We start from the raw sequence: 24,389 nt of genomic DNA, 5'->3' as shown, positions 1-24,389 counted from the left end.
ATGACGACAGTGATGCCCCCGCGGCTGCGCGACGACCCGGACTTCCGGCGATACTGGCTGGCCCGTGCGCTGTCGATCACCGGGTCGATGGTCACGGCGATCGCGCTGCCGGTGCTCGTCTACCGGTTGAGCGGTTCGACCGTCCTGACCGCACTGGTGACAGCGCTGGAATCGGCGCCGTACCTGTTGACCGGACTGTTCGCAGGTGCGCTCGCGGACCGTTGGAACCGTCGGCGCGTGATGATCACCGCGGACTGCGTCAATGCCGCACTCGTCGGCTCGGTGCCGGTTGCGCATCTGCTCGGCGTGCTGTCGATCGCGCAGGTACTCGTGGTCGCGTTCACCGTGCAGTCCGTCTACACGTTCTTCGACGGTGCGAACTTCGGCGCACTGCCGGTCCTGGTCGGCCGAGCACGCGTTGCGCGGGCCAATTCAGCAGTCTGGACGGCGTCGAGCTTGATCGAGCTGTTCGTCCCGCCGCTGACCGGTCTGACCCTCGCCGTACTCGATCCGGCCAGTCTGCTCACGCTGGATGCGCTGAGCTTCGCTGCGTCCGCGTTCGCTGTTCGCGGGATCGTGCGGGCGATGTCCGAGTCCCGCGAGGGTCAGCCGCCGCTGCGGCCGCGGGTGGTTCTGGCCGACATCGGTGACGGCCTGCGCTACCTCGTCCGGCACGCCGGCGTACGGACGATGACGATCGTCGGCAGTGTGCAGTCGTTCACCGGCGGTGGCTTCATGGCGCTGATCGTGGTCTGGTGCGACCGCGTGCTGCACGTCGGTACGTCGGGACTCCGGTTCGGACTGGTCTGGGGGACATGGGGGATCGGCGGAATGATCGCCGCGCTCAGCCTGCCGCGCTTGCTGAAGCGGATGCCGCCCGCGGCGATCACGCTGTACGCGCTGCCGGTCTCGGCGCTCCTGGGCGTGCTGTCACCGCTGTCGCCGCATTGGGTCGTCGCCGCGCTCGCGCTGCTCGTCTGGGGTTCGGCGTACGTGCTGGTGGTCGTCAACGCGGTGTCGTACCGGCAGCAGGTGACTCCGGAGAAGCTGCTCGGCCGGGTCAACACAGCGGGCCGGATGCTGTCCTGGGGTGTCGGGTGGACGCTGGGCTCGCTGGTCGGCGGAGTGCTCGGCAACGCGTTCGGACCGCGGACCGGGATGGTGCTGATGGGACTGTGCGGGTTCGTCGGTGTCGTGATCGCGTGGACCTCACCGTTGCGCCGGATCGCCGCCGGACAGGAGGGCGGACACGGCGGGGTGCATGAGGCCGAGGTTTCTTGACCCGGCCCCGTTGCATACGGGCGCAGCGTTCATCCGCTAGGTTCTGCGCGTGGGCGTACGGGTTCTCGGTCCTCGTGACCTCGCGGCGGCGCGTGCGGTCATCGCCCGCGATCCGGTTGTGAACGTGTTCGTCGACAGCCTCGTGCAGGCGTCCGGACTCGACCCCCGGCGCGGCGCGGAGGTCTGGGGGTACGTCGACAAGGGTGCGCTCGAGGCGTTGTGCCACGCCGGCGGAAACATGGTGCCGGTCGGCGCGGACGATGCGGCGCTGCGGGCGTTCGCGGCGTACGCGTTGCGGCGGGGGCGGAACTGTTTCCAGATCCTCGGGCAGGCCCGCGCGGTCGATCAGCTGTGGAACATCCTCGAGCCGCACTGGGGACCGGCCCGCGAGGTGCGCGACGACCAGCCGTTCATGGTGATCGAAGGCTCGCCGCGGATCGCGCCGGATCCGCTGGTCCGCGCGGTCGAGCCGGTCGAGCTGCCGGTGCTGTATCCGGCGTGCGTGGCGATGTACACCGAGGAGGTCGGTGTGCCGCCGCAGACCGGGCCGGACGGGACCTTCTACCGGTCCCGGGTGGCCGAGCTGATCCGCGTCGGGCGTGCGTTCGCGCGGATCGAGGACGGGCGGGTCGTGTTCAAGGCCGAGGTCGGGTCGGTCGGGTCGGGCGTGTGCCAGATCCAGGGCGTGTGGGTGGATCCGGAGTACCGCGGTCGCGGGCTGGCGGCGCCGGGGATGGCGGCTGTGGTCGAGCTGGCCCGGCAGATCGCGCCGGTGGTGACGCTGTACGTGAATGCCTTCAACCTGCCGGCGCGAGCGGCGTACGAGCGGGTCGGGTTCCGGACGATCGAGACGTTCGCGACCATTCTGTTCTGATACTGGTCTGATACTGCGCACTCTCTGTGATGCCCCCCGACCGGCCGTCGGGTTGGCTGGTCAGCGTGCGAAGCCTCGCAGTTCTTCTGTGCAGTTCCGCTCTCGTCCTGATCTCGTCGACCGCGTACTCGTCGGCGGCAGTGACGTACTACGGCGGGTATCACACGACCGTCGGACACGAGCAGCACGATGCGGCCGTCGCCGCGGCGCACCCGGACCTCGTGAAGCTGTACGACATCGGCGACTCGTGGAAGAAGGCGAACGACCAGGGCGGCCACGACATCCAGGCCCTGTGCATCACGAAACTCGCGGCCGGCGACTGCGTGTTGAACAGCACCGGGAAGAAGCCGAAGTTCGTCCTGCACGCGCAGATCCACGCGCGCGAACTCGCGACCGGCGAGATCGCCTACAAGTGGATCGACCTGCTCGTCTCGTCGTACGGCGTCGACCCCGAGATCACCGCGCTGCTCGACACCCGCGAACTGTGGGTGGTGCCGATCGCGAACCCGGACGGAGTCGACGTGGTCGCGTCGAACCCGGCGCGGCCGCTGCTGCAACGGAAGAACGTCGACGACAGCGCGGGAGCATGCGCGGCGTCGTACCCCGGAGTCGATCTGAACCGGAACTCGTCGTTCCACTGGGACGCGGACCAGGGTGGTCCCTGCGCCGAGACGTATCCGGGTGCGAAGGCGGCGTCCGAGCCGGAGACGGTTGCGATCCAGGGCCTGCTGGAGAAGATCTTTCCCGACACCAAGGGCGCTGTGGACGAGCCGGCCGCCGCGAGTACGACCGGCGTCTTCCTGACCCTGCACAGCTACGGCAATGACATCCTGGCCCCGTGGGGATACACCGACACGGCCGCGCCGGACCGGGACGCATTGGTGGCCCTGGGCAACAAGATGGGCGCGGTCACGGGCTATCCGGTCTCGACCGGGGACGGCGGGATCGGGTACTTCACGCCGGGTTCGACCACCGACTGGCTGTACGGGACGCGCGGCGTGCCCTCGTACACCTTCGAGATCGGGCCGCGAACCGGGTGGTGCGCCGGATTCCTGCCGGCGTACTCGTGTGTTTCCTCGACGTTCTGGCCGTTGCTGAAACCAGCGTTGGTTTATGCCGCGCGGGCCGCGGCGGCGCCGTACGTGAAACTGCCGTGATTACCGTCGGGTAAGCTCCCGCGCATGTCGCGGAGCAAGACCACCACCGGCCTGGCCGTTCTGTTCGGCGTGCTCGGATCGCTGCATTTCCTGAAACCGGAACCGTTCGAGCAGATCGTGCCACGGGCCCTCCCGCGGAAGAGGGAACTCGTTTACGCCTCAGGAGTGGCTGAGCTGGCTTGTGCGGCCGGTCTGCTGCACCCGCGCACGCGGCGATCGGCAGGTCTGGCGAGCGCCGCCCTGCTCGTCGCGGTTTTCCCGGCGAACGTCCAGATGGCCGCCGACGTGCAGAAGAAGGGGTCCCGGACGGCGCGGGCGATCGCGTACGCACGCCTGCCGCTGCAGGCCCCGCTGATCCGCTGGGCGCTGAAAGCCGCGCGTGAGGGCCGGTCCGGATGAGTCCGGTGTGGGCCTGTGGATAACGTGGTGAGAGCATGTCCGCCGGGCGGATATTCTCTGTGACGTCCCGATTTCTACTTTTGCACGCTTGGAGACTCCCGTGATTTTGCGTATGTCGTCGCTGTTCCTCCGCACGCTTCGCGAGGACCCGGCGGACGCGGAGGTCCCGAGCCACAAGCTGCTCGTCCGCGCCGGGTACATCCGGCGGGCCGCGCCCGGCATCTACACCTGGCTGCCGCTGGGTCTGCGCGTGCTGCGCAACGTCGAGCGGATCGTCCGCGAGGAGATGGACGCGATCGGCGCGCAGGAGCTGGTGTTCCCGGCGCTGCTGCCCCGCGAGCCGTACGAGGCCACCGGCCGCTGGACGGAGTACGGGCCGAACATCTTCCGCCTGAAGGACCGCAAGGGCGCCGACATGCTGCTCGGTCCGACGCACGAGGAGATGTTCACGCTGGTCGTGAAGGATCTGTACTCGTCGTACAAGGACCTTCCGCTGTCGATCTACCAGATCCAGAACAAGTACCGCGACGAGGCGCGGCCGCGGGCGGGTGTGCTGCGCGGGCGCGAGTTCGTGATGAAGGACTCGTACTCCTTCGACGTCGACGACGACGGCCTCGCCGCGTCGTACGAGAAGCACCGCGGGGCGTACATCAAGATCTTCGACCGGCTCGGGTTCGACTACGTGATCGTGCAGGCGATGTCCGGCGCGATGGGCGGCTCGCGGTCGGAGGAGTTCCTCGCGATCGCGGAGAACGGCGAGGACACCTTCGTCCGCTCCCCGGGTGGGTACGCCGCGAACGTCGAGGCGGTCGTCGTGCCGCAGGCCGCCGCGGTGGACGCGTCCGGCGTGCCGGCCGCGGAGGTCGTGGACACGCCGGACACCCCGACGATCGACACGCTCGTCGACGCGCTGAACGCGAAGCACGGGCGGACCGACGGCCGCGACTGGACCGCCGCGGACACGTTGAAGAACGTGCTCGTCATGCTCGTGCACCCCGATGGCACGCGCGAGCCGCTGGCGATCGGCGTGCCGGGCGACCGGGCGATCGACGAGAAGCGGCTCGGCGCCCAGATGGAGCCGGCCGAGGTCGCGGCCTTCGAGGAGGCCGATTTCGAGAAGCACCCGACGCTGGCGAAGGGTTACATCGGGCCTGGCGTGCTGGGCAAGGAGAACTCGTCCGGCATCCGTTACCTGCTCGACCCGCGCGTGGCCGAGGGTTCGGCGTGGGTGACGGGCGCGGACAAGTCCGGCTTCCACGTCGTCAACCTGGTGTACGGGCGCGACTTCACCGCGGACGGGACGATCCAGGCCGCGGAGGTGCGCGACGGCGACCAGGCGCCCGACGGTTCGGGTGCGCTGGAGGCGGCGCGCGGCATCGAGATGGGCCACATCTTCCAGCTCGGCCGCAAGTACGCCGACGCGCTCGACCTGAAGGTTCTCGACCAGAACGGCAAGCTCGTCACGGTCACCATGGGCTCGTACGGCGTCGGCGTCACCCGCGCGGTGGCGGCGATCGCCGAGGGCAACCACGACGAGCTCGGCCTGGTCTGGCCGCGGGAGATCGCGCCGGCCGACGTCCACCTTGTTGCCACTGGCAAGGATTCCGTCGTCTTCGAGAAGGCGGCCGAGATCGCCGCCGGGCTCGAGGCGCGCGGCCTGTCGGTCATCTACGACGACCGCGAGAAGGTGTCCCCGGGCGTGAAGTTCAAGGACGCCGAGCTGATCGGCGTCCCGACGATCGCCGTCGTCGGCAAGGGTCTGGCCGACGGCACCATCGAGGTCAAGGACCGCCGCTCCGGCGACCGCACCGACATCCCCGTCGCCGACGTGGTCGACCACCTGGTCGCGGCCGTCCGCGGCTGACGCCCGGCTGGATCACCTGGCTGACTCACCTGGTGGGCCGAATGCCCACCGCAGAGCCACAACCGGCCCCACTCCGCACGGAGTGGGGCTGGTTTGTGATTTCTTTCCTGAACCGTGTCGAGGAACGTCGATCGGCTCCGATCCCGCAGTGAGACGCCAGAGGGGGCGTCTGGGATCAAGGGAGTGGTGATGACGGAATCTGCAGTGGTTGGCCGGGGGCTCGACGGGCTTCGGGACGTGGTGTCAGGGGAGGTGCTCGCGGACGGGGATGCCGGGTACGCCGAGGCCGGGCGGGTGGTCGCGGCAGACAGGCGGCCGCAGGTGGTCGTGCGGTGTGCGGGGCCGGCTGATGTGGTGGCCGCGTTGAGGTACGCCGAGGCGCAGGACCTGCCGATCGCCATACGGAGCGGTGGGCACAACGCGGCCGGGTTCGGTACGAACGACGGTGGCGTGGTGATCGACGTACGGCCGATGGGCGAGGTCAAGGTGCTGCCGAATGATGTCGTCCGGGTCGGCGCCGGTGCTACCTGGGGCGAGGTTGCCGCGCGGCTGTCGGAGCTCGGGCTGGCGATCTCGTCGGGCGATACGGCGAGCGTCGGCGTCGGCGGATTGATGGCCGGCGGCGGTATCGGGTGGATGGTTCGCAAGTACGGTCTGGCGATCGACAACGTGGTGTCGGCCGAGGTCGTCACCGCGGACGGTTCGGTCCGCCGGGTCGACGCCGCGAACGAGCCGGAGCTGTTCTGGGGCCTGCGTGGCGCCGCGGGCAGTCTTGGCGTCGTAACGTCGTACGACATCACCGCCGTACGGCAGCCGACCGTCCACTTCGGCACCTTGCTCTACCCGTGGACCCAGACAGAGCAGGTGCTCAACGGCTGGGTGGAGTACGCCGCGACGGCGCCGGAGAGCCTCACGTCATCGCTGCAGCTCGCGCCGACGATGATGGCCGACCGTCAGGTCCCGGTCGCCATCATGGTGTGCGTTGCGGGCGACCCTGCTGTCCTCGAGCCGCTGCGCAACCTGGGCACCTTGCTGACGGACAAGGTCACCGAGGTGCCGTACGCCGAGGTGTTGTCGGACATGTCGATGCCGGCGGACTGGCAGCCGCGGATCCGCAACGGCCTGTTCGACATGTGGTGGCCCGACCTCACCGGGCGGCTGCTCGAAGCACGTCAGCAACTGCCGGCGATGGCGATGGAGATCCGGGCGCTCGGCGGCGCGTTCGGTGCGATGCCCGCGGACGCGACCGCGTTCGCGCACCGGGACGCGCAGTTCATGGTCAACTCGGTGCTGATGGGGTCGGTCGAGGCGCAGGGATCGCAGCCCGGCGAGTTCGACGCGTTCTGGCAGACCTTGCGGCCGAACGGCGCCTACGTGAACTTCCTGTCCGATCCGACCGACGAGGACATCGAGCTGTGCTACCCGGAGTCACACCGCGCCCTGCTGGCCGCGCTCAAGCAGGAGGTCGACCCCGGCCACATGTTCCGCAACGCGCTCAGTGTGTCACCACGGCCGGAATAGGCCGGCGGCCCGCGTCACTTGATGAGGTGGGCGATGCGGTCGCGGAGGTAGTTCTGCTCGGCCGTGTTGCGGGTGCGCTCCAGGGCCGCGAGGTAGTTGGCGCGGGCCTGGTCCGGACGGCCGGCGAGTTCGTGCAGGTGCGCGAGGACCGAGAGGCGGCGGTGGTGCTGGCCGACGTACCGGTCCTCGGCCAGCCCTTCGACGATCGCGATGCCGGCCTCCGGACCCTCGGTCATCGCGACGGCGACGGCAGCGCCGAGCGTCACCATCGGGCTCGGGTCGACCTTCTCCAGGATCCGGTACAGGCCGGCGATCTGTTCCCAGTCGGTGGTCTCGACCGAGTCGGCCTCGCTGTGCACGGCCGCGATCGCCGCCTCCAGTTGGTACGGGCCGACGGCGCCCGAGCGCAGCGTCTCCTCGACGATGCGGGTGCCTTGGGCGATCTCGTCGGCGTACCAGCGGGACCGGTCCTGCCGGTCGGCCGGGATGAGGTTGCCGCCAGGCCCGGTCCGCGCGTCCCGGCGGGCGTGCGTGAGGATCATCAGCGCCAGGAGCCCGGCGACCTCGCCCGCCTCACCGGTGGCCTGACACAGCAGGCGGGTGATCCGGAGCGCCTCCTCGGCGAGGTCCACGCGCTGCAGCGAATCACCCGCGCTGGCAGTGTGCCCTTCGTTGAAGATCAGGTAGAGCACCTGCAGTACGGCGCTCAGCCGCGCGTCGTACTCCTGCGGCGTCGGCAGCTCGAACGGCGCGTCCTTGATCAGCCGCTTCGCCCGGCTGATGCGCTGCGCGACCGTGGTCTCACTGACGAGCAGCGCGGCCGCCACCTCGGCGGTGGTGAGGCCGCCGACCGAGCGCAACGTCAGCGCGATCTGCGACGCCGGCGTCAGCGCCGGGTGACAGCACAGCACCAGGAGCCGGATCGTGTCGTCGGCATCCTCGTGGTACTCGTCGGGGTCGTACTGATCCGCCGGTGCGCGGAGGAAGTCGTTCAGCTCGCGCTGCCGCCGCGCGTTGTCGCGCCGCCAGCCGTCCATCATCCGCCGGGACGCGACGCTGATCAGCCAGCCGATCGGCTGCTCGGGTACGCCGTTCGCGCCCCACTGCACGAACGCGTCGACCAGCGCCTCCTGGACCGCGTCCTCGCACTGGTCGAACGCGTCGTACCGCCGGACCAGCACCGCCAACGCCCGCGGCGCCGCCGCCCGAATCGCCGCCTCGAGCTCTGACACCGGGGGACCGGTCACGACTCGCCGGATCCCTCGAGGCCGGATCCCTCGAGGCCGGATCCCTCGACGCCGGATTTCTCGAGGAAGGCGAGCTGAGCCAGGAAGTCGTCCTGGTCCTGGTTGATCTCGCGGAGCTCGACGCGACGGAACTCCACCAGCGGGATGATCGCCGCGATCTCCAGCGCCCGCTCCAGCGACGCGCAGTTCAGCACCATCGCGCCGGCCAGGAACTCCTTCGTCTCGAGCAGCGGACGGTCCGAGATCACCGGCGTACCGGCAACGAGTTGGACGTCCTTCTCCTCTCCCGGGTCGTTGAGCCGCAGGACCGAGACCAGCTCTCCACTGGTCAGCAGTTCCCGCGCGACGGCAGCGAGGCCGGCCGGGCCGCCGGACATCTCGAACAGCTGCTGCTCGGTGAACTGCTTGAGCGCCTCGACGTTGTTGTGGATCAGCAGTAGGAACTTCACCCAGCCATTCTCCCGGATCAGGTGTCATACCTCTCACTCCCCCGTGTAAAGGTTGAGTGGTACTACGCCCTTACCTGATCATCGGGTCCGTGAGGACGTACTGCGGTGCCTGATATCTCGTTGTGGACGTTGCTGTTCCTGGTGATCGCCGCGTTCGCGGCCGGCTGGATCGACGCCGTGGTCGGCGGCGGGGGACTGCTGCAGCTGCCCGCGATGCTGCTCGGTCTGCCGAACGCCTCCCCGGCGCAGATCCTGTCGACCAACAAGATCTCGTCGCTGTGCGGTACGACGACCAGCGCGGTCACGTTCGGGGTGAAGGTGAGGCCCGACCGGAAGACCGTCCTGCCGCTCGCGATCCTGGCCGGCCTCGGCGCCGCGACGGGGGCGTTGGTGGCGACGAAGATCCCGATGTCGTGGTTCAAGCCGATCGTGCTGGCGTTGCTGGTCGTCGTCGCGATCTACACGGCGATGAAGCCGTCCCTCGGGGCGCGGACGGCGTTGCGGTTCGACGGCCGCGACCACTACCTCGCGGCGAGCGGAGTCGGCGTACTGATCGGGTTCTACGACGGCGCGGTCGGGCCGGGGACGGGGTCGTTCCTGATCTTCGCGCTGGTTGGCCTGCTCGGGTACAACTTCCTGCAGGCCAGCGCCAAGGCGAAGATCGCGAACGTCGCCACCAACCTCGGCGCGATCCTCGTCTTCGCCCTGCACGGCGCACCGCTGTGGGGGCTCGGCCTGATCATGGGTGCCGCCAACATGTGCGGCGGTCTGCTGGGCGCCCGGACGGCGGTCGCCCGCGGCAGCCGGTTCGTCCGGGTGATCTTCCTGGTCGTCGTGTCCGCCTTGATCCTGCGACTCGCGTACGACGTCTTTTCCGGTGGCTGACGCCGAAAGCCGCGGGATAGGGTCTCGGAATGGTGGATTACAACGGTCGGATGGGCAGTGTGTACGTCGCGGGCCGCGGGATGCCACCGGCCGAGGTACGCCGCTGGACCTCGGCATTCGCGATCCATCTGCCGCAGCGACGGCCACTGGACGTCCTCGACCTCGGGAGCGGGACCGGCCGACTCAGTCCCGGCCTGGCGGCGGAGTTCCAGGGGCGGGTGTACGGCGTCGAGCCGTCGGACGTGATGCGGGAGGCAGCCGAGCAGGCTCCCCATCCGGGCGTGACCTATCTGAAAGGCAGCGCCGAGCACATTCCGTTGCCTGAGGCATCGGTTGACGCGGTGCTGATGTTCCTGACGTTCCACCACTGGACCGATCCGTTGCAGGGCCTTCGGGAGGTCCGCCGGGTGCTCCGGCCCGGGGGAGTCGCGCTACTGCGCACGCAGTTCTCGGACGTGATGCCGGATCTGTTCTGGTACGAATACTTCCCGTCCGCGCGGGCGGTCGACGCCGCGATGTACGTGTCGGTGGCCGCGGCGCAGACGCTCGCCACGGAGGCAGGGCTGGTCCCGGGTGATGACGTCGTACGGATCACGGCCGAGGAGCCGAGGACCCAGCAGGAGAGCTATGAGCGGCTGAGTCTGCGGGCGTTGTCGACGTTCGAGCATCTGCCCGCGGACGAGGTGGATCCGGGATTCGCGCGGTTCGCGGCAGACGCCGAGCGCGATCCCGATCGGCAGATGCCGGTCTACTCGGCGACGATGCTCGTGCTCACGCGTCCCAGCTGACGCGCAGCGCGGACGGCTTGCGGAAGACCAGGCCGCGCGGCGGCGGTGAGTCCGCGGCCAGGCGAAGGCCGGGGAGGCGAAGGACTGCTTCCAGGGCGGTGAGTGTCTCCAGCCGGGTCAGGTGCATGCCGAGGCAGATGTGCGGTCCGCTGGCGAAGGCGAGATGGCGGCGCGCGTTCGCCCGGCGTACGTCGTACTTGTCGGGCGACTCGAACACCTCGGGATCGCGGCCCGCGCCGGCCAGGGACACGGTCACCATGTCACCGCGACGGATCTGGGTGCCGGCGAGCTCGACGTCGCGGGTGGCGTAGCGGTCGACGACGGCGGCGGCCGGTTCGAGGCGGAGCGACTCCTCCATCGCGTTGGGGAGCAGGGGCGGGTCGGCCAGGACGAGGTCGAGCTGGTCTCGGTTGGTCAGGAGGTGCCAGAGGGCGTTGGTGATCATGCCCTCGGTGGTCTCGATACCGCCGAACATGAGTACGGCGGCGTTCGCGACGACCTCGTCCACACCGAGGCCCGCGTGCGCAGCAACCGCGATCAACGAGTCCGACGAGTCGATGCCCGCAGCAACATGCTTGTGCAGCTCACCGAAGGCCGCGGCGCCCTCCGCGGTGACCGGATGGCCGGCCGAGACACCGGACACGGACGCGGATATCGCGGTGTACCAGTCGAGCACCGTCGAGGCCGAGGCAGGCGGCAGGCCGAGCGACAACGCGACCACCGCGACGGACAAGGGGCCCGCGAGGCCGGTGCGGAGATCGGCAGGTTCTTCGAGGGCAGCCATCAGATCATCGACGGTCTGCTGGACCGGACCGACGAAGCGGCGGCGGGTGTCGGCCAGGCCGATCGGCGACTCGAACGGGTCTCGGTGTGCCTTGTGCGTAGAGCCGTCCAGGGAGAGCATCGACGGACCGACCACCTGTGCCGTCGAGAACCGCGGATCGTCGACCGTGAAGGTCTCCGGATCGCGCAGGACGGTCAAGACGAGTGCTCGCGACGTGACGACCCAGCTGCTCAGCGCTTCGATCCAGCCGATCGGCTGGATGGCGGCCAGCGTCGGATGCGGGTCGGTTTCGAGTTGCTCGACAGTCACCACCAGACCAGCGTAATGATAGGACCAGTAACGCTGCTGGTATTGCTGAGACAGATCGGATATGAACGACTCAGCGGGCGTCCGGGTTACGAAACCTTCGACAACGCCCTCTAGGGTGTGGGCCATGTCGGTGTCAGATTCTCTCCCCACCCCACCGCCCCGGTCAGGGCATTTACTGCTGCTGCCTGCCGTCGATGTGGCGGACGGGCAGGCGGTTCGGCTGGTGCAGGGCGAGGCCGGGAGCGAGACCTCGTACGGCGATCCGCTGGCCGCCGCGATGGCCTGGCAGGACGCCGGCGCGGAATGGATCCACCTGGTCGACCTGGACGCGGCGTTCGGCCGCGGCAGCAACCGGGAGCTGCTCGCCGACGTCACCGGCAAGCTGGACGTTCAGGTCGAGCTGTCCGGTGGCATCCGCGACGACGACTCCCTGGCGGCCGCTCTCGCGACCGGTGCCCGCCGGGTAAACATCGGCACCGCCGCGCTCGAGGACCCGGAGTGGTGCGACCGGATCATCCAGCAGTACGGCGACCGCATCGCGATCGGGCTCGACGTCCGCGGCCGGACGCTGGCCGCCCGCGGCTGGACCAAGGAAGGCGGCGACCTGTACGAGGTGCTCGAGCGGCTCGAAGCAGCCGGCTGCGAGCGGTACGTGGTCACCGACGTCACCAAGGACGGCATGCTCCAAGGCCCGAACCTGGACCTGTACCGCGACCTGTGCGCGCGGACGGACAAGCCGATCGTCGCGTCCGGCGGCGTCTCCAGCCTCGACGATCTCGAGGCCCTGGGCACGCTGGTGAAGGACGGGGTCGAGGGAGTGATCGTCGGCAAGGCGCTGTACGCCGGCGCGTTCACCCTGACCGAGGCACTCGAGCTCACGCGTGGAGGCGACAAGTGAGTCTGGCCGACAAGCTCAAGGACAAGAAGGTCCTGGTCACCGGCGTCACCGGGTTCGTCGGTGAAGCGCTGCTGCACCGGATCATCGGAGACCTCCCCGGTACGACGGTGGCCGCGATCGTCCGGCCGAAGGGCTCGCTGTCCGGCGCCGACCGGATGGCGCAGCTGCTGCGCAAGGACATCTTCAAGCCGTTCTACGGCGAGGGCACGCCGTACGCCGACGCGGAGGCACTGAGCGCGGCGCGGATCCACGTCATCGACGGCGACCTGTCCGACGTACCGGAGCTGCCGAAGGATCTCGACATCGTCGTGCACTGCGCCGGCGACGTCAGCTTCGACCCGCCGATCCACGAGGCGTTCACGACCAACGTGCTCGGCACCAAGAGCCTGCTCGAGCGGATCGTCGAGACGCAGCGGCCGGTTCACTACGTCCACATCTCCACCGCCTACACGGCCGGCCGGCGCCGGGGTGCGATCCCGGAGGCGTCGGTCGAGCACTTCGTCGACTGGCGGGCCGAGGCCGAGGCCGGGATGGCGATGAAGGCCCGGATCGAGGAGCAGTCCCGGTCCGCGCCGATGCTGGCCAGGTTCCGCAAGGAGGCCGAGAAGCTGCACCGCCGCGCCGGTCACCTGACCGCCGCGGCCGATACCGAGCGGCGCCGGATCGAGTGGGTCGCGAAGAAGCTGGTCGAGACCGGCACCGAGCGCGCCCGCAGCCTCGGCTGGACCGACTGCTACACGTTCACCAAGGCGCTCGGCGAGCGGGTGGTCGAGGAGTTCGCCGGCAAGCTGCCGACCTCGATCGTCCGGCCGGCCATCATCGAGTCCGCGCTGCAGTCCCCGCATCCGGGCTGGATCGAGGGCTTCAAGATGGCCGAGCCGCTGATCCTGGCCTACGGCCGCGGTGAGCTGCCGGAGTTCCCGGCCAGCCCCGACTCCGTCGTCGAGATCATCCCGGTCGACCACGTGGTCGGCGCGATCTGCGCGGTGATGGCGACCGAGCCCGAGCTGAGCAAGCCGGAGTACTACCACGTCAGCTCCGGCGCCCGGAACCCGTTGACCTTCGAGCAGTTGTACGCCGGCGTCCGCGCGTACTTCTCCAAGCACCCGTTCGACCTCGGCGAGCGTGGCGCGGTCCGGCTCCCGGTCTGGAAGTTCCCCGGCGGCGACTCGGTCGAGAGCATGCTCCGCTACGGCGAGAAGGCGCACAAGATCGCCGACAAGATCATCACGACCGTGCCGCGGAGCGAACGAGTCCGCAAGTACGCGCGCGAGCTGGACGTGCAGAAGCGCCGGCTCGATTTCCTCCGCCGCTACATGGATCTGTACTCCGAGTACGCGCAGGCCGAACTGCAGTTCATCGACGACAACGTGCTAGCGCTGCACAACGCGCTGGAGGGTGACGACCGGGAGAAGTTCTGGTGCGACACCTCGATCGTCGACTGGCAGTACTACCTGCAGGAGCTGCACTGCCCGAGCGTCACCGAGTCGATGCGCCGGCTGGACGTCGTACGGAAGAAGCGGAACAAGGCGCTGCTCGAGTCGGCCGGTGTCCTGAAGAAGGTCGAGCCTTCGCAGGACACCGAGGTCATCGCCGCCTTCGACATGGACGGCACGCTGCTGTCCTCGAACGTGATCGAGACTTACCTGTGGATGCGGCTGCCCGAGTTGGACAGCCACCAGCGGGTCGGTGAGATCGGCGCGATGCTGCGCCGGCTGCCGAAGCTGATCTCGGCCGAGCGCAAGGACCGCGGCACGTTCCTCCGCACGATCTACCGCCGCTACGAGGGCGCGGACCTGGAGGAACTGAACCGAATCGTCGACGAGGTCCTCGCCGAGCACGTGCTGGAGCGGCTGAGCGGAGCCGCGGTACGGCGGATCCGCGAGCACCGCGCGGCCGGGCACAAGACGATCCTGATCACCGGCGCGGTGCGGCCACTGACCCGGCCGCTGGAGCCGCTGTTCGACGAGATCGTCGCCGCCGAGCTGGCCGTCGACGACCGGGGCCGCTGCACCGGCTTCCTGTCCGGGCCGCCGCTGGTCGGTGAGTCCCGGGCCGCGTGGATCAAGCACCGCGCCCGCGGCACGAACATCGACCTGTCCAAGTCGTACGCCTACGCCGACAGCCACTCGGATCTGCCGATGCTGACGACCGTCGGCAACCCGGTCGCGGTCTCGCCCGACGTGTCGCTGTTCCGGGCCGCCCGGGCGGCCCGCTGGCAGATCGTCGATTGGAAGACCCCGTCCACGTCGTCCCGTCTGGAGCTCCCTGGGGTGAACGTTCGATGATGCTCGCGCTCGAGATGTACCGGTCGCCGGCCAAGTTCCTGGCGGCCAAGGCGGTCGGCGGCCGCATCCCCGGCATCCTGACCGGGCCGGCCGCACCGCTGCGCCTCGTCACCATCAACGAGCCGAAGGCCGAACGGCCTGGCTGGGCACGGATCCGGCCGATCCTGTCCGGCATCTGCGGCTCGGACCTCGGCATGGTGACCGGCTCGACCAAGCTGTACTTCTCCGCTGTGGTGTCGATGCCGTTCGTGCCCGGCCACGAGGTCGTCGGCGAGCTGCTCGACGATTGCGAAGACCTGCCGAAGGGCACCCGGGTGGTGATGGACTCCGTCCTCACCTGCGCGGCGCGCGGCGTCGAGCCGTGTGAGAACTGCGTGACCGGGAACACCAACCGGTGCGACCGGATCACGGTCGGCCATGTGGCGCCGGGTCTGCAGACCGGGTTCTGCCAGGACACCGGCGGCGGCTGGGGCAACATGCTGGTCGCCCACCGCAGCCAGTTGTACGCCGTACCTGAGGCACTCACCAACGAGCGCGCAGTGCTGGTCGAGCCGCTTGCCGGCGCCGTGCACGCGGCGCTGCGAGCGAAGGTACAGCCGGGCCAGTCGGTCTTGGTGAGTGGTGCAGGTGCGGTCGGGCTGTTCGCGACGCTCGCGCTGCGTGAGCTGACGCAGGCCGGCCGGATCACCGTGGTCGCCAAGCACCCCAAGCAGCGTGAACTCGCGCGGGCGTTCGGCGCCAGCGACGTGGTCGCGCCCGACGAGGTGTTCCGCGGCGTACGGCGGTCGACCGGCGCGTTCCGGCTCAAGCCGGACTTCGGCGCGGGGGAGTTCCTGCTCGGCGGCGTGGACGTCGCGGTCGACGCGGTCGGCAGCAAGGACTCGATCGACACCGTGCTCCGGGTCACCAAGGCCGGCGGCCGGGTGGTGCTGTCCGGGATGCCGGCCAGTGGCGCCGACCTGTCGCCGGTGTGGTTCCGCGAGCTGGAGGTGACCGGCACCTACGCGTCCGCGCGCGAGGAGCCGAACGGCCGCCCGGCGTTCGAGACCGCGCTGGAGCTGGCCGGCCGCGCCCCGCTGGACGGGATCGTCGGTGCGCGGTATCCGCTGTACCGCTGGCGTGAGGCGCTCGATCATGCGCACTCCGCCGGCCGACTGGGAACAGTCAAGGTTGCTTTCGATGTGAGGGCCTCATGAGGGCGCTGAATGTACGACGAGAGAGGTTCTGACATGTCTCGGCCAGGATTCGTGCTTGAGGTGGACGACCGGACTCCGCCGCTGCTCGTGCACAACGGTGAGGGCTTCCTGCTGGAGCGGTTCCCGCTCGGCACCCGGGTGGTGTACCCGCCGGAGGCGTTGCCGGCGGTCCGGGACGTCGACGAGGCGATCCAGAACGCGCTGCGCAACCCGATCGAGTCCGAGCCGCTGCCGGAGTTGCTGCGGGCGGGCATGCGGCTGACGATCGCGTTCGACGACATCTCGCTGCCGCTGCCGCCGATGAAGAAGCCGGACATCCGGCAGCGCATCATCGAGGCCGTGCTGGAGCTGGCCGCGCAGGCCGGTGTCGACGACGTCGAGCTGATCTCGGCCAACGCGCTGCACCGCCGGCTCACCCCGAACGAGCTGCGCGACATCGTCGGCGAGCGGGTGTTCCGGTCGTTCTTCCCCGACGGCAAGCTCTACAACTTCGACGCCGAGGACACCGCGAACCTGACCCACCTGGGCCAGACCAAGCACGGTGAGGACGTCGAGATCTCCAAGCGGGCGGCCGAGTCGGACCTGCTCGTCTACGTGAACGTGAACCTGGTGGCGATGGACGGCGGCCACAAGTCGACGTCGATCGGGCTGGCGTCGTACAAGTCGCTGAAGCACCACCACAACAGCCACACGATGATCCACTCGCGGTCGTTCATGGACCACAAGGCGTCGAAGATGCACCACTCCGCCTGGCGGATGGGCGAGGTGCTGACCGAGCACGTCAAGGTGTTCCAGATCGAGACGACGCTGAACAACGACATCTTCGGCGGGCCGCTGGAGTTCCTGCAGAAGCGCGAGTGGGAGTGGTCGATCAAGGACCAGGCGTCCTTCCTGGCCACCAAGCGCGGGCTCGACGTCGCGCCGGCCAAGCTGCGGCACAAGATCTTCACCGACACCCGGTCGAACTACGGCCTGACCGGCGTGCACGCCGGGAAGATCGAGCCGGTGCACGAGAAGACCATCGAGAACGTGCACCGCCAGCACCTGGTCGAGGTGCAGGGCCAGTCCGATGTCGCGATCATGGGCGTGCCGTTCGTCGGCCCGTACAACGTGAACTCGGTGATGAACCCGATCCTGGCTGCCTGCATGGGCCTGGGGTACTACTTCAACTCGTACCGCGGCAACCCGATCGTCCGCAAGGACGGGGCGGTCATCCTGTACCACCCGGTCGACTACGAGTTCAGCCAGCTGCACCACCCGTCGTACGTCGACTTCTTCGAGGAAGTGCTTGCCGAGAGCACCGATCCGGCGACGATCGAGGCGAAGTTCGAGAAGCAGTACGCCGAGGACCCGTGGTACATCCACCTGTACCGGACGTCGTACGCGTACCACGGCGTGCACCCGTTCTACATGTGGTACTGGATCTCGCACGCGCTGGACCACTGCGGCGACATCGTCTGGGTCGGCGCGAACCGCAAGACCGTCGAGCGGATGGGCTTCCGGTCCGCGTCGACGCTGTCCGACGCGCTCGAGATGGTCAGCCACTCGGTGGGCCGGTCGCCGTCGATCACCTACCTGCACAACCCGCCGCACCTGCTCGCGGACGTGCGCTGATGGGTACCAGCCTGGTGAAGTTCGGCCGCGACACCGCGCGTGACGTGAAGCAGGTCGCGCGCGGGTGGCGGTGGGGCCGCCGGCCGCAGGTGCCGCGCTCGGCCGAGCCGTACGTGATTCCGAAGGAGACCACGGTCTTCCCGACGAAGTGGGCCCGGACCCCCGGCGCGATCGCGGTCCGGGACCTGATCCAGAAGGGTCCGCTGAACGCGATCCTGAACTTCGAGGTCAGCCCGCAGGTGAGCGGACTCGACTCGCTGCTCAAGCTCGACGGCCCGGCGATCATCGTCGCGAACCACTCCTCGCACCTCGACACCCCGCTGCTGCTGCTGTCGCTGCCGGACGCGATGCGCCGCCGGACGGCGTTCGCGGCGGCGGCCGACTACTTCTTCGACACTTGGTGGCGGGCGGCCGGGTCGGCGATCGTGTTCAACACGTTCCCGATCGAGCGGCGCGGCGGCAACCTGAGCTCGACCCCGGGCGACCTGCTCGCCGACGGCTGGAACGTGGTCGTGTTCCCGGAGGGCACGCGGTCGCCGGACGGCTGGATCCAGCGGTTCCGGATGGGCGCGGCGTACCTCGCCGTCGAGCACGACGTGCCGGTGATCCCGGTCGGCATCAAGGGCTCGTTCGCCGCGATGCCGCGCGGCCGCGGCTGGCCGGTCCCCGGCCGCCCGGCGGTGCACGTCCGGTACGGCGACCCGCTGTACGCCGCCGAGGGCGAGAGCGCGCGTGACTTCGCGCCCCGGATCGCGGCCGCGGTGTCGGCGCTCCTCGACGAGGAGTCGACCACCTGGTACGAGGCCCGCCGCCGGGCCGCGCTCGGCGCCTCCCCGTCGCAGACCGGCCCCGAAGCCGCCCGCTGGCGCCGGGTCTGGGAGTCCACCCGCCCGATGAAGGCGACCGACGGCCGCCGCCGCGCCTGGAAGTAAAGACCAAGGGGGCCTGTTCAGAAGTCCAGGGTGGCTCTTCCAGGAAGAGATTGAAGGAAAGAGCAAAGAAGAGAGACCTAGGGTGGCGGCTGCCTTCGACAGTCAGCCGACGGCCTCGCGGACCAACCGCTCGATCATGCCGACACCGCGAACCCTGGCCCTGAGTCGTGGATCACGGCAGATTCTCAGGACCCGTCTTCACGACTCGGCGAACCCGAGGCCGGCCGACTGCCACGACTCGGCGATCGGGTTGGGAGATCCGCCGCGAGTTAGGGGCCGTTCGCTGTCCTGGCACACGGCCAGGGCACAGCAAACGCGCGCGGCCACCGAAGCCGACCGCCACTCCAAAATGTCTTCTTTTCTTTGCTCCTTCCTTCAAATCTCACCCTGAAAAGCTCGACCGAGACTTCTGAATAACCTTCTTTCCTTGAATTCTTTGCCCATTCTCTGTCTTGACGGCTCGGCGCGGTCTCTGTGCGGGCACCCGCTACCCTTGAGCGCGTGAGCCTTGCCGTACGAGTCATTCCCTGTCTGGACGTCGACGCCGGGCGGGTGGTCAAGGGTGTGAACTTCGCCGACCTGCGTGATGCGGGCGACCCGGTCGAGATGGCGCAGGTGTACGACGCCGAGGGTGCCGACGAGCTCACGTTCCTCGACATCACCGCGTCGTCAGGATCGCGCGAGACGACGTACGACGTGGTCGGGCGGACCGCCGAGCAGGTGTTCATCCCGCTGACCGTGGGCGGCGGAGTCCGCGAGGTCGGCGACGTGGACCGGCTGCTGCGGGCCGGTGCGGACAAGGTCGGGATCAACACCGGCGCGATCGCGCGGCCGGAAGTCATCCGCGAGATCGCGCACCGGTTCGGCAACCAGGTGCTCGTGCTGTCCCTCGACGTACGGCGGTCCGCGGAGCAGCCGAGCGGGTTCGAGGTGACCACGCACGGCGGCCGGAAGTCCGCCGGGCTGGACGCGATCGAGTGGGCGCAGCGCGGGTGCGAGCTGGGCGCGGGGGAGATCCTGCTGAACTCGATGGACGCCGACGGGACCAAGCAAGGGTTCGACCTGGAGTTGATCAAGGCCGTGCGCGCGGTCGTCGACGTACCGCTGATCGCCAGCGGGGGAGCGGGGGCGCCGGAGCACTTCCCGCCCGCGGTCCAGGCGGGGGCGGACGCGGTGCTCGCGGCCAGCGTCTTCCACTTCGGCGACTTCCGGATCGCCGACGTGAAGAAGGCGCTCCGCGACGCGGGGATCGTGGTCCGATGACCGAGCGGAGCGAGGGCATCAGAACAACACAGAGCACTCGTGTCTCATCGGCGCCCGGAGCGAAGCGAGGACGTCGATGAGCATGCAGGTGGAGCGCTCCGAGGAGATGGTCGCGGCGATCGAGCAGGAGCTGTCGGCGCTGTTCCGCCGTTCGCGTTCCGCCTCGCTCCGGCTGGCGCGCCGCGTCCACCCCGAGATGGACGCCGCCGGCTACGCGCTGATCTCCCAGATCGAGATGGGCACCGGCAACGGCGCCGGCGTGCGAGCCTCCGACGTCGCCCAGGTCCTCGGCCTCGACAAGTCCACCGTCAGCCGCGGCATCACCCAACTGGAGACCCTCGGCCTGATCGAGCGCGTCGGCGACCCCGACGACGGCCGCGCCCGCCTGCTCCGCCTCACCACCACCGGCGCCGAACGCTACGAAGCCATGCGCACCCAGCGCCAGACCGAGTTCCGCGCCATCCTGGACCGCTGGAACCCCACCGACCTGGCCGACCTGGGCCGCCTCCTGGCCCGCCTGAACACCGACCTCGGTTAGGTCTCACCCCGTGTAACCAGTTATCCACAGCCTGGGCATATGGTTGTGGAAACCAACTATCTGAGTATATAGTTGGGTTATGCAACTAGCTCAGCAAACCCTCGTCCCGGGGGTAGAGCGGGATGCGGCCGCCCAGGAGCTGCTCGAAGGGGTCAGCTCGTTGGTGCGTGCCGTGCGATGTATCGAGCATCGGCACCTGACCAACGACAGCGGCCTGCGCCGTTCGGACGCCAGCGTGCTCAAGGTGCTGATGAAGGACGGCGAGCAGCGCGGCGGCGAGATCGCCGCCAAGCTCGGCGTCGACGCGTCGGTGGTGAGCCGGCAGCTGACCGCGCTGGAGGCCGACGGACTGGTGAGCCGTCGACCTGACCCGGCCGATGCCCGGGTCGGGCTGGTCAGCCTCTCACCCCGGGGGAAGGCCCAGCTCGAGGCTCTCTACTCGTCCTACACCCAGCAACTGCGGACCGCTTTGGCGGACCTCGACGACGACGCGATCACCGCGGCCGCTGCCACCATGCAGCGGGTCGCGGTCGCGATCACCGAGGCCAACACGGTCGTGAGGCGTTCACAACCAACAGGAGACTGATGACTGTCACCGAGACCCGGCAGCAGACGCCCGCTGCGCCGGAACTCACCCACCGCGAGATCCTCGAGATCCTGATCGGCCTGCTCGCCGCGCTCTTCACGGCGATGTTGAGCTCGACGATCGTCAGCAATGCCCTGCCGACGATCATCGCCGACCTCGAGGGTTCCCAGACGCAGTACACGTGGGTCCTCACCGCGAGCCTGCTGGCAACCACGGTGTCCACGCCGATCTGGGGCAAGCTCTCCGACCTGGTGAGCAAGAAACTGCTGGTCCAGATCGCGATCTCGGTCTTCGTGGTCGGGTCAGCGCTGGCCGGTCTGTCCCACAACGTGCCGTTCCTGATCGGGGCCCGCGTCCTGCAGGGCCTCGCGATGGGCGGTCTGATGGCCCTGGCCCAGGCGATCATCGGCGCTGCGATCCCACCCCGGTCGCGGGGCCGGTACTCCGGGTACATGGGCGCCGTGATGGCGGTCGCGACCGTCAGCGGCCCGCTCATCGGCGGCGTGATCGTCGACACCTCGTGGCTCGGCTGGCGCTGGTGCTTCTACGTCTGCGTCCCGCTGGCCGTGGTCAGCCTGGTGATCCTGCAGAAGTACCTGCACCTGCCGATGCTCAAGCGTCAGGTCCGGATCGACTACCTCGGCGCGCTCCTGATCAGCATCGCGGCCAGCCTGCCGCTGCTGTGGGTGAGCTTCGCCGGTAGCGACTTCGCCTGGATGTCGTGGGAGTCCGCACTGTTCGTCGGCGGCACGCTGGTGGCCGGCTTCCTCGCCGTACTGGTCGAGAACCGGGTGGCCGAGCCGCTGGTCCCGCTGAAGGTCGTCCGCGAGCGGACCACCGCGCTGGCGATCGTCGCCAGCCTCTCGGTCGGTGTCGCGATGTTCGGCAGCGCGCTGTTCCTCGGCCAGTACTTCCAGATCGCCCGCGGCTACAGCCCGACCCAGGCCGGCCTGCTGACGATCCCGATGATGCTCGGCTCGTTCGTCGGTTCGGCCGGCTCGGGTCAGCTGATCACCCGCTACGGCAAGTGGAAGCGGTACCTCGTGTCCGGCGGCGTTCTGCTCCTCGTGGGGCTGCTGATCCTCGGCACGATCGACCACAGCACGCCGTACTGGTACGTCGGACTCGGCATGCTGGCGATGGGCCTCGGCATGGGTATGACGATGCAGAACCTGGTGCTCGCCGTACAGAACACGGTCGACGTCACGCAGATCGGTGCATCCTCCGCGACCGTGGCGTTCTTCCGCAGCCTGGGTGGTGCGGTCGGCGTCTCGGCGCTGGGCGCGGTGCTCGCGGCGCGGGTGAAGGACCTGATCGTCGCCGGCGTGCTCGCCGGCCCGAACGGAGCCGAGGCGGCGCGCAAGCTGCAGGAGGGCGGTTCCGGCAGCACGAGCCTGCTGGACGTCGGTCACCTGCCGCCGCAGCTGGCCGAGCTGGTCCGGCACGCGTACGGCGATGCCACCGGGCGGATCTTCCTGATCGCGGCCGCCTGTGCGGTGGTCAGCCTGATCGCCGTGATCTTCATCAAGGAGGTCCCGCTCCGCAAGACCGTCGCCAAGGTCGACGTCGAAGACCTGGTCGACAGCAGCGTGCACGACTAGAACTCAGGTGGCTGCAGGCCGTCGAGCTCGCGGGTGCGGAGGTTCGGCGAACCGATCAGCCACAGTACGGCGAGGAAGCCGCCGGCGGCGGAGACGAGGAGGGTTTCCCGGACGCCGATCCAGGTGCCGAGAAGCCCTCCGACGACCGCGCCGAGCGGCCTGATGCCGTAGTTGATGCTGCTGTAGGCCCCGGAGACCCGGCTGCGCATGTAGTCGTGGGTGACCGAGGCCTGCAGTGCGTTGTTCGGTATGTCGAAGCACATCACCGCGAAGCCCCCGACGAACTCGGCCGCTCCGAGGGCCATGGCCTTCACCCAGGTCGGGCCGTCGGCCAGGGCCGCGATGGCGATCGAGCCCGGGAACACGACCGCGCCGACCGCGATCAGCGGACCAACCCCGATGAGGCGGCTGAGCGGGGACGCGGCGACCGCGCCGACCAGGCTGCCGGCCGCCCCGATGCCGAACGCGAGACCGATCGTGCCGGCCGACAACCCCAGCTCGCGGCTCGCGAACAGCACCAGGAGGGCCGAGCTCATCAGGTTGAAGAAGTTCACCGTGGTCGAGCAGGCCAGGCTCCGGCGGAGGTACGGATGCCGGAGCAGGTAGCGCATTCCCGCTCTGGCGCGCTGTAGCAGCGACTCCGCGGCTTCGTCCGGCCCGACGTCGGCGGGAGGTACGTCGACGCGGCTGATCTGGACCGCCGAGAAGACGAACGAGAGCGCGTCGACGACGATCGCCACCGGCGCGGTCAACCATTGGACGAGTGCGCCGGCCGCCGCCGGTCCGGCCATGAACGAGATCGACCGGGTTGCCGAGAGTTTGCTGTTCGCCTCGAGGAACTGGTCCCGCTGGACGAGCCGGACGAAGAACGACGCGTACGCCGTGTTGAACACGACGTGCGCCGTACCGGCCAGGATTGCGATCGCGTACAGGTGACCGAGGCTGAGCAGGTCCAGCCAGTACGCGACCGGGAGGGACAGCAGCAGGGCCGCGCGGGTCAGGTCGGCGGCGATCATCAGCGGCCGCTTGTCGCGGCGGTGGTCGACCCAGGCGCCGATGAACAGCGAGGCGAGATTGGGTAGCCAGACAGCGGCGGTCAGGAGACCGACCTGGCTGGGCGACGCGTCGAGCATGGTGACCGCGATCAGCGGCAGCGCGAGCTCGGTGATCCGGTCGCCGAACTCGGAGACGGCCTGCGCCGACCAGAAGGTCCGGAACCGCCGATCACGCCACAGGCTGGTGGCGGAGAGCGTGCTCACTGCGGGTCCGTTGCTTCGGGCAAGGACAGGCGCAGGAAGCGGATCGGGTGGGCGTCGTCCGGGGACTCGCCGGCGTCGCGGCGCTGGACGTACGGCGCCATGACCTGCTCGATCGCGGATTCGAGCGCCTCGGCCTCGGCGGGCGTGAGGACCAGGAGGGTGTTCGAGGATCCGGCCACCCGGCTCCACTCGGGGTCGAGGCCCGGCTCGGTCTCGGCCAGCCAGTGCTGGGCCATTTCGAGTCCCTGGTTCATCATCTCGGTCCGCAGCAGGCGGCCCGCCTCGAGGCCTTCCGGAGTGTCCGGGATCTGGTACCGGAAACCGTGGGCGACGGCGTTCCACCAGCGCTGCCGGCGATCCGACCCGCTTGGCGGCGGACCGTCGACGACCAGGCCGAAGCCGGCCAGATGCCGCAGGTGCCAGCTCGTCACCGACGGGGAGGCGCCGACGTGCTCCGACAGCTGGGTGGCCGTGGCCGGGCCGTTCTTCTGCAGATAGCTGAGCGCGGCGAGGCGGACCGGATGCGCCAACGCACGCATCGCCTGCGGGTCGGTGATCTCGAAATCGCCGTACGGATTTCTGAGAGACATGTTTCGAGAGTAATCTCTCAGATCTCCCGGAGGCAACCTCTGTCGCCGGTCCGGGTACGGCGGGAC

General features: G+C 69.1%; 22 protein-coding genes. 17 read left to right on the top strand and 5 right to left on the bottom strand.

Annotated features, from left to right (window positions below):
- From ACIA58_RS12525 to ACIA58_RS12500, 6 genes are all read left to right on the top strand, one after another.
- Window positions 1–1,281, top strand: a complete 1,281-nt coding sequence (locus tag ACIA58_RS12525; RefSeq protein ID WP_396403741.1) for an MFS transporter — start codon at window positions 1–3, stop codon at window positions 1,279–1,281.
- A gap of 49 nt (window positions 1,282–1,330) precedes the next feature.
- The gene (locus tag ACIA58_RS12520) at window positions 1,331–2,155 is read left to right on the top strand and encodes a GNAT family N-acetyltransferase (protein ID WP_396403740.1); all 825 of its coding nucleotides are present in this window, start codon (window positions 1,331–1,333) and stop codon (window positions 2,153–2,155) included.
- Between the two features lie 65 nt (window positions 2,156–2,220).
- Complete coding sequence (locus ACIA58_RS12515; protein WP_396403739.1) at window positions 2,221–3,312, top strand: M14 family zinc carboxypeptidase; 1,092 nt, start codon at window positions 2,221–2,223, stop codon at window positions 3,310–3,312.
- 24 nt (window positions 3,313–3,336) lie between these two features.
- A complete protein-coding gene (locus ACIA58_RS12510) occupies window positions 3,337–3,711 on the top strand; it encodes a DoxX family protein (RefSeq protein WP_396403738.1) in 375 nt (124 codons plus the stop codon).
- Window positions 3,712–3,811: 100 nt separating this feature from the next.
- A complete protein-coding gene (locus ACIA58_RS12505; protein ID WP_396403737.1) occupies window positions 3,812–5,575 on the top strand; it encodes a proline--tRNA ligase in 1,764 nt (587 codons plus the stop codon).
- Window positions 5,576–5,764: 189 nt separating this feature from the next.
- Window positions 5,765–7,096 carry an FAD-binding oxidoreductase gene (locus ACIA58_RS12500; RefSeq protein ID WP_396403736.1) on the top strand — a complete coding sequence of 444 codons (1,332 nt, stop codon included), beginning with the start codon at window positions 5,765–5,767 and terminating at the stop codon, window positions 7,094–7,096.
- A gap of 14 nt (window positions 7,097–7,110) precedes the next feature.
- Here the strand turns inward: ACIA58_RS12500 and ACIA58_RS12495 are convergent, their stop codons facing one another.
- The gene (locus ACIA58_RS12495) at window positions 7,111–8,343 is read right to left on the bottom strand and encodes an RNA polymerase sigma factor (protein ID WP_396403735.1); all 1,233 of its coding nucleotides are present in this window, start codon (window positions 8,341–8,343) and stop codon (window positions 7,111–7,113) included.
- Window positions 8,340–8,792, bottom strand: coding sequence for a YciI family protein (locus ACIA58_RS12490; RefSeq protein WP_396403734.1), 453 nt, complete (start codon window positions 8,790–8,792; stop codon window positions 8,340–8,342). Before ACIA58_RS12490 ends, ACIA58_RS12495 begins: the two co-directional genes overlap by 4 nt.
- Window positions 8,793–8,897: 105 nt before the next feature.
- Between ACIA58_RS12490 and ACIA58_RS12485 the strand changes: the two genes are divergently transcribed.
- The gene (locus ACIA58_RS12485) at window positions 8,898–9,677 is read left to right on the top strand and encodes a sulfite exporter TauE/SafE family protein (protein WP_396403733.1); all 780 of its coding nucleotides are present in this window, start codon (window positions 8,898–8,900) and stop codon (window positions 9,675–9,677) included.
- A 29-nt stretch (window positions 9,678–9,706) separates the two neighbouring features.
- Window positions 9,707–10,465, top strand: coding sequence for a class I SAM-dependent methyltransferase (locus tag ACIA58_RS12480; protein WP_396403732.1), 759 nt, complete (start codon window positions 9,707–9,709; stop codon window positions 10,463–10,465).
- Here the strand turns inward: ACIA58_RS12480 and ACIA58_RS12475 are convergent.
- Window positions 10,449–11,561, bottom strand: coding sequence for a cytochrome P450 (locus ACIA58_RS12475; protein ID WP_396403731.1), 1,113 nt, complete (start codon window positions 11,559–11,561; stop codon window positions 10,449–10,451). The two genes, ACIA58_RS12480 and ACIA58_RS12475, sit on opposite strands and share 17 nt — an antisense overlap.
- Window positions 11,562–11,682: 121 nt before the next feature.
- Between ACIA58_RS12475 and priA the strand changes: the two genes are divergently transcribed.
- The 9 genes from priA (at window position 11,683) to ACIA58_RS12430 (ending at window position 22,474) form a co-directional block, all read left to right on the top strand.
- Complete coding sequence (gene priA, locus ACIA58_RS12470; RefSeq protein WP_396403730.1) at window positions 11,683–12,456, top strand: bifunctional 1-(5-phosphoribosyl)-5-((5-phosphoribosylamino)methylideneamino)imidazole-4-carboxamide isomerase/phosphoribosylanthranilate isomerase PriA; 774 nt, start codon at window positions 11,683–11,685, stop codon at window positions 12,454–12,456.
- Window positions 12,453–14,744 carry an HAD-IB family hydrolase gene (locus ACIA58_RS12465; RefSeq protein WP_396403729.1) on the top strand — a complete coding sequence of 764 codons (2,292 nt, stop codon included), beginning with the start codon at window positions 12,453–12,455 and terminating at the stop codon, window positions 14,742–14,744. Before priA ends, ACIA58_RS12465 begins: the two co-directional genes overlap by 4 nt.
- The gene (locus tag ACIA58_RS12460) at window positions 14,741–15,940 is read left to right on the top strand and encodes a zinc-binding dehydrogenase (RefSeq protein WP_396403728.1); all 1,200 of its coding nucleotides are present in this window, start codon (window positions 14,741–14,743) and stop codon (window positions 15,938–15,940) included. Before ACIA58_RS12465 ends, ACIA58_RS12460 begins: the two co-directional genes overlap by 4 nt.
- A gap of 33 nt (window positions 15,941–15,973) precedes the next feature.
- A complete protein-coding gene (locus ACIA58_RS12455) occupies window positions 15,974–17,554 on the top strand; it encodes a lactate racemase domain-containing protein (protein ID WP_396403727.1) in 1,581 nt (526 codons plus the stop codon).
- On the top strand, window positions 17,554–18,486 hold the full coding sequence (locus ACIA58_RS12450; RefSeq protein ID WP_396403726.1) for a lysophospholipid acyltransferase family protein: 933 nt from the start codon (window positions 17,554–17,556) through the stop codon (window positions 18,484–18,486). Before ACIA58_RS12455 ends, ACIA58_RS12450 begins: the two co-directional genes overlap by 1 nt.
- A gap of 501 nt (window positions 18,487–18,987) precedes the next feature.
- Window positions 18,988–19,749, top strand: coding sequence for an imidazole glycerol phosphate synthase subunit HisF (gene hisF / locus ACIA58_RS12445; RefSeq protein WP_396403725.1), 762 nt, complete (start codon window positions 18,988–18,990; stop codon window positions 19,747–19,749).
- Between the two features lie 76 nt (window positions 19,750–19,825).
- Complete coding sequence (locus ACIA58_RS12440) at window positions 19,826–20,287, top strand: MarR family winged helix-turn-helix transcriptional regulator (protein ID WP_396403724.1); 462 nt, start codon at window positions 19,826–19,828, stop codon at window positions 20,285–20,287.
- Between the two features lie 79 nt (window positions 20,288–20,366).
- Entirely contained in the window at window positions 20,367–20,873 is a 507-nt protein-coding gene (locus ACIA58_RS12435; protein WP_396403723.1) for a MarR family winged helix-turn-helix transcriptional regulator, read from the top strand.
- Window positions 20,873–22,474 carry an MDR family MFS transporter gene (locus ACIA58_RS12430; protein WP_396403722.1) on the top strand — a complete coding sequence of 534 codons (1,602 nt, stop codon included), beginning with the start codon at window positions 20,873–20,875 and terminating at the stop codon, window positions 22,472–22,474. The genes ACIA58_RS12435 and ACIA58_RS12430 overlap by 1 nt, the downstream gene beginning before the upstream one ends.
- Here ACIA58_RS12430 and ACIA58_RS12425 read toward each other — a convergent pair.
- Window positions 22,471–23,733 carry an MFS transporter gene (locus tag ACIA58_RS12425; protein WP_396403721.1) on the bottom strand — a complete coding sequence of 421 codons (1,263 nt, stop codon included), beginning with the start codon at window positions 23,731–23,733 and terminating at the stop codon, window positions 22,471–22,473. The two genes, ACIA58_RS12430 and ACIA58_RS12425, sit on opposite strands and share 4 nt — an antisense overlap.
- Window positions 23,730–24,323 carry an ArsR/SmtB family transcription factor gene (locus ACIA58_RS12420; protein WP_396403720.1) on the bottom strand — a complete coding sequence of 198 codons (594 nt, stop codon included), beginning with the start codon at window positions 24,321–24,323 and terminating at the stop codon, window positions 23,730–23,732. Before ACIA58_RS12420 ends, ACIA58_RS12425 begins: the two co-directional genes overlap by 4 nt.
- Window positions 24,324–24,389 lie beyond the last annotated feature (66 nt).

Source organism: Kribbella sp. NPDC051586, assembly GCF_044453965.1.
Lineage (GTDB): Bacteria > Actinomycetota > Actinomycetes > Propionibacteriales > Kribbellaceae > Kribbella.
Note: the sequence above shows the minus strand (reverse complement) of the source record. Positions and strands in the feature narration are given on the sequence as shown.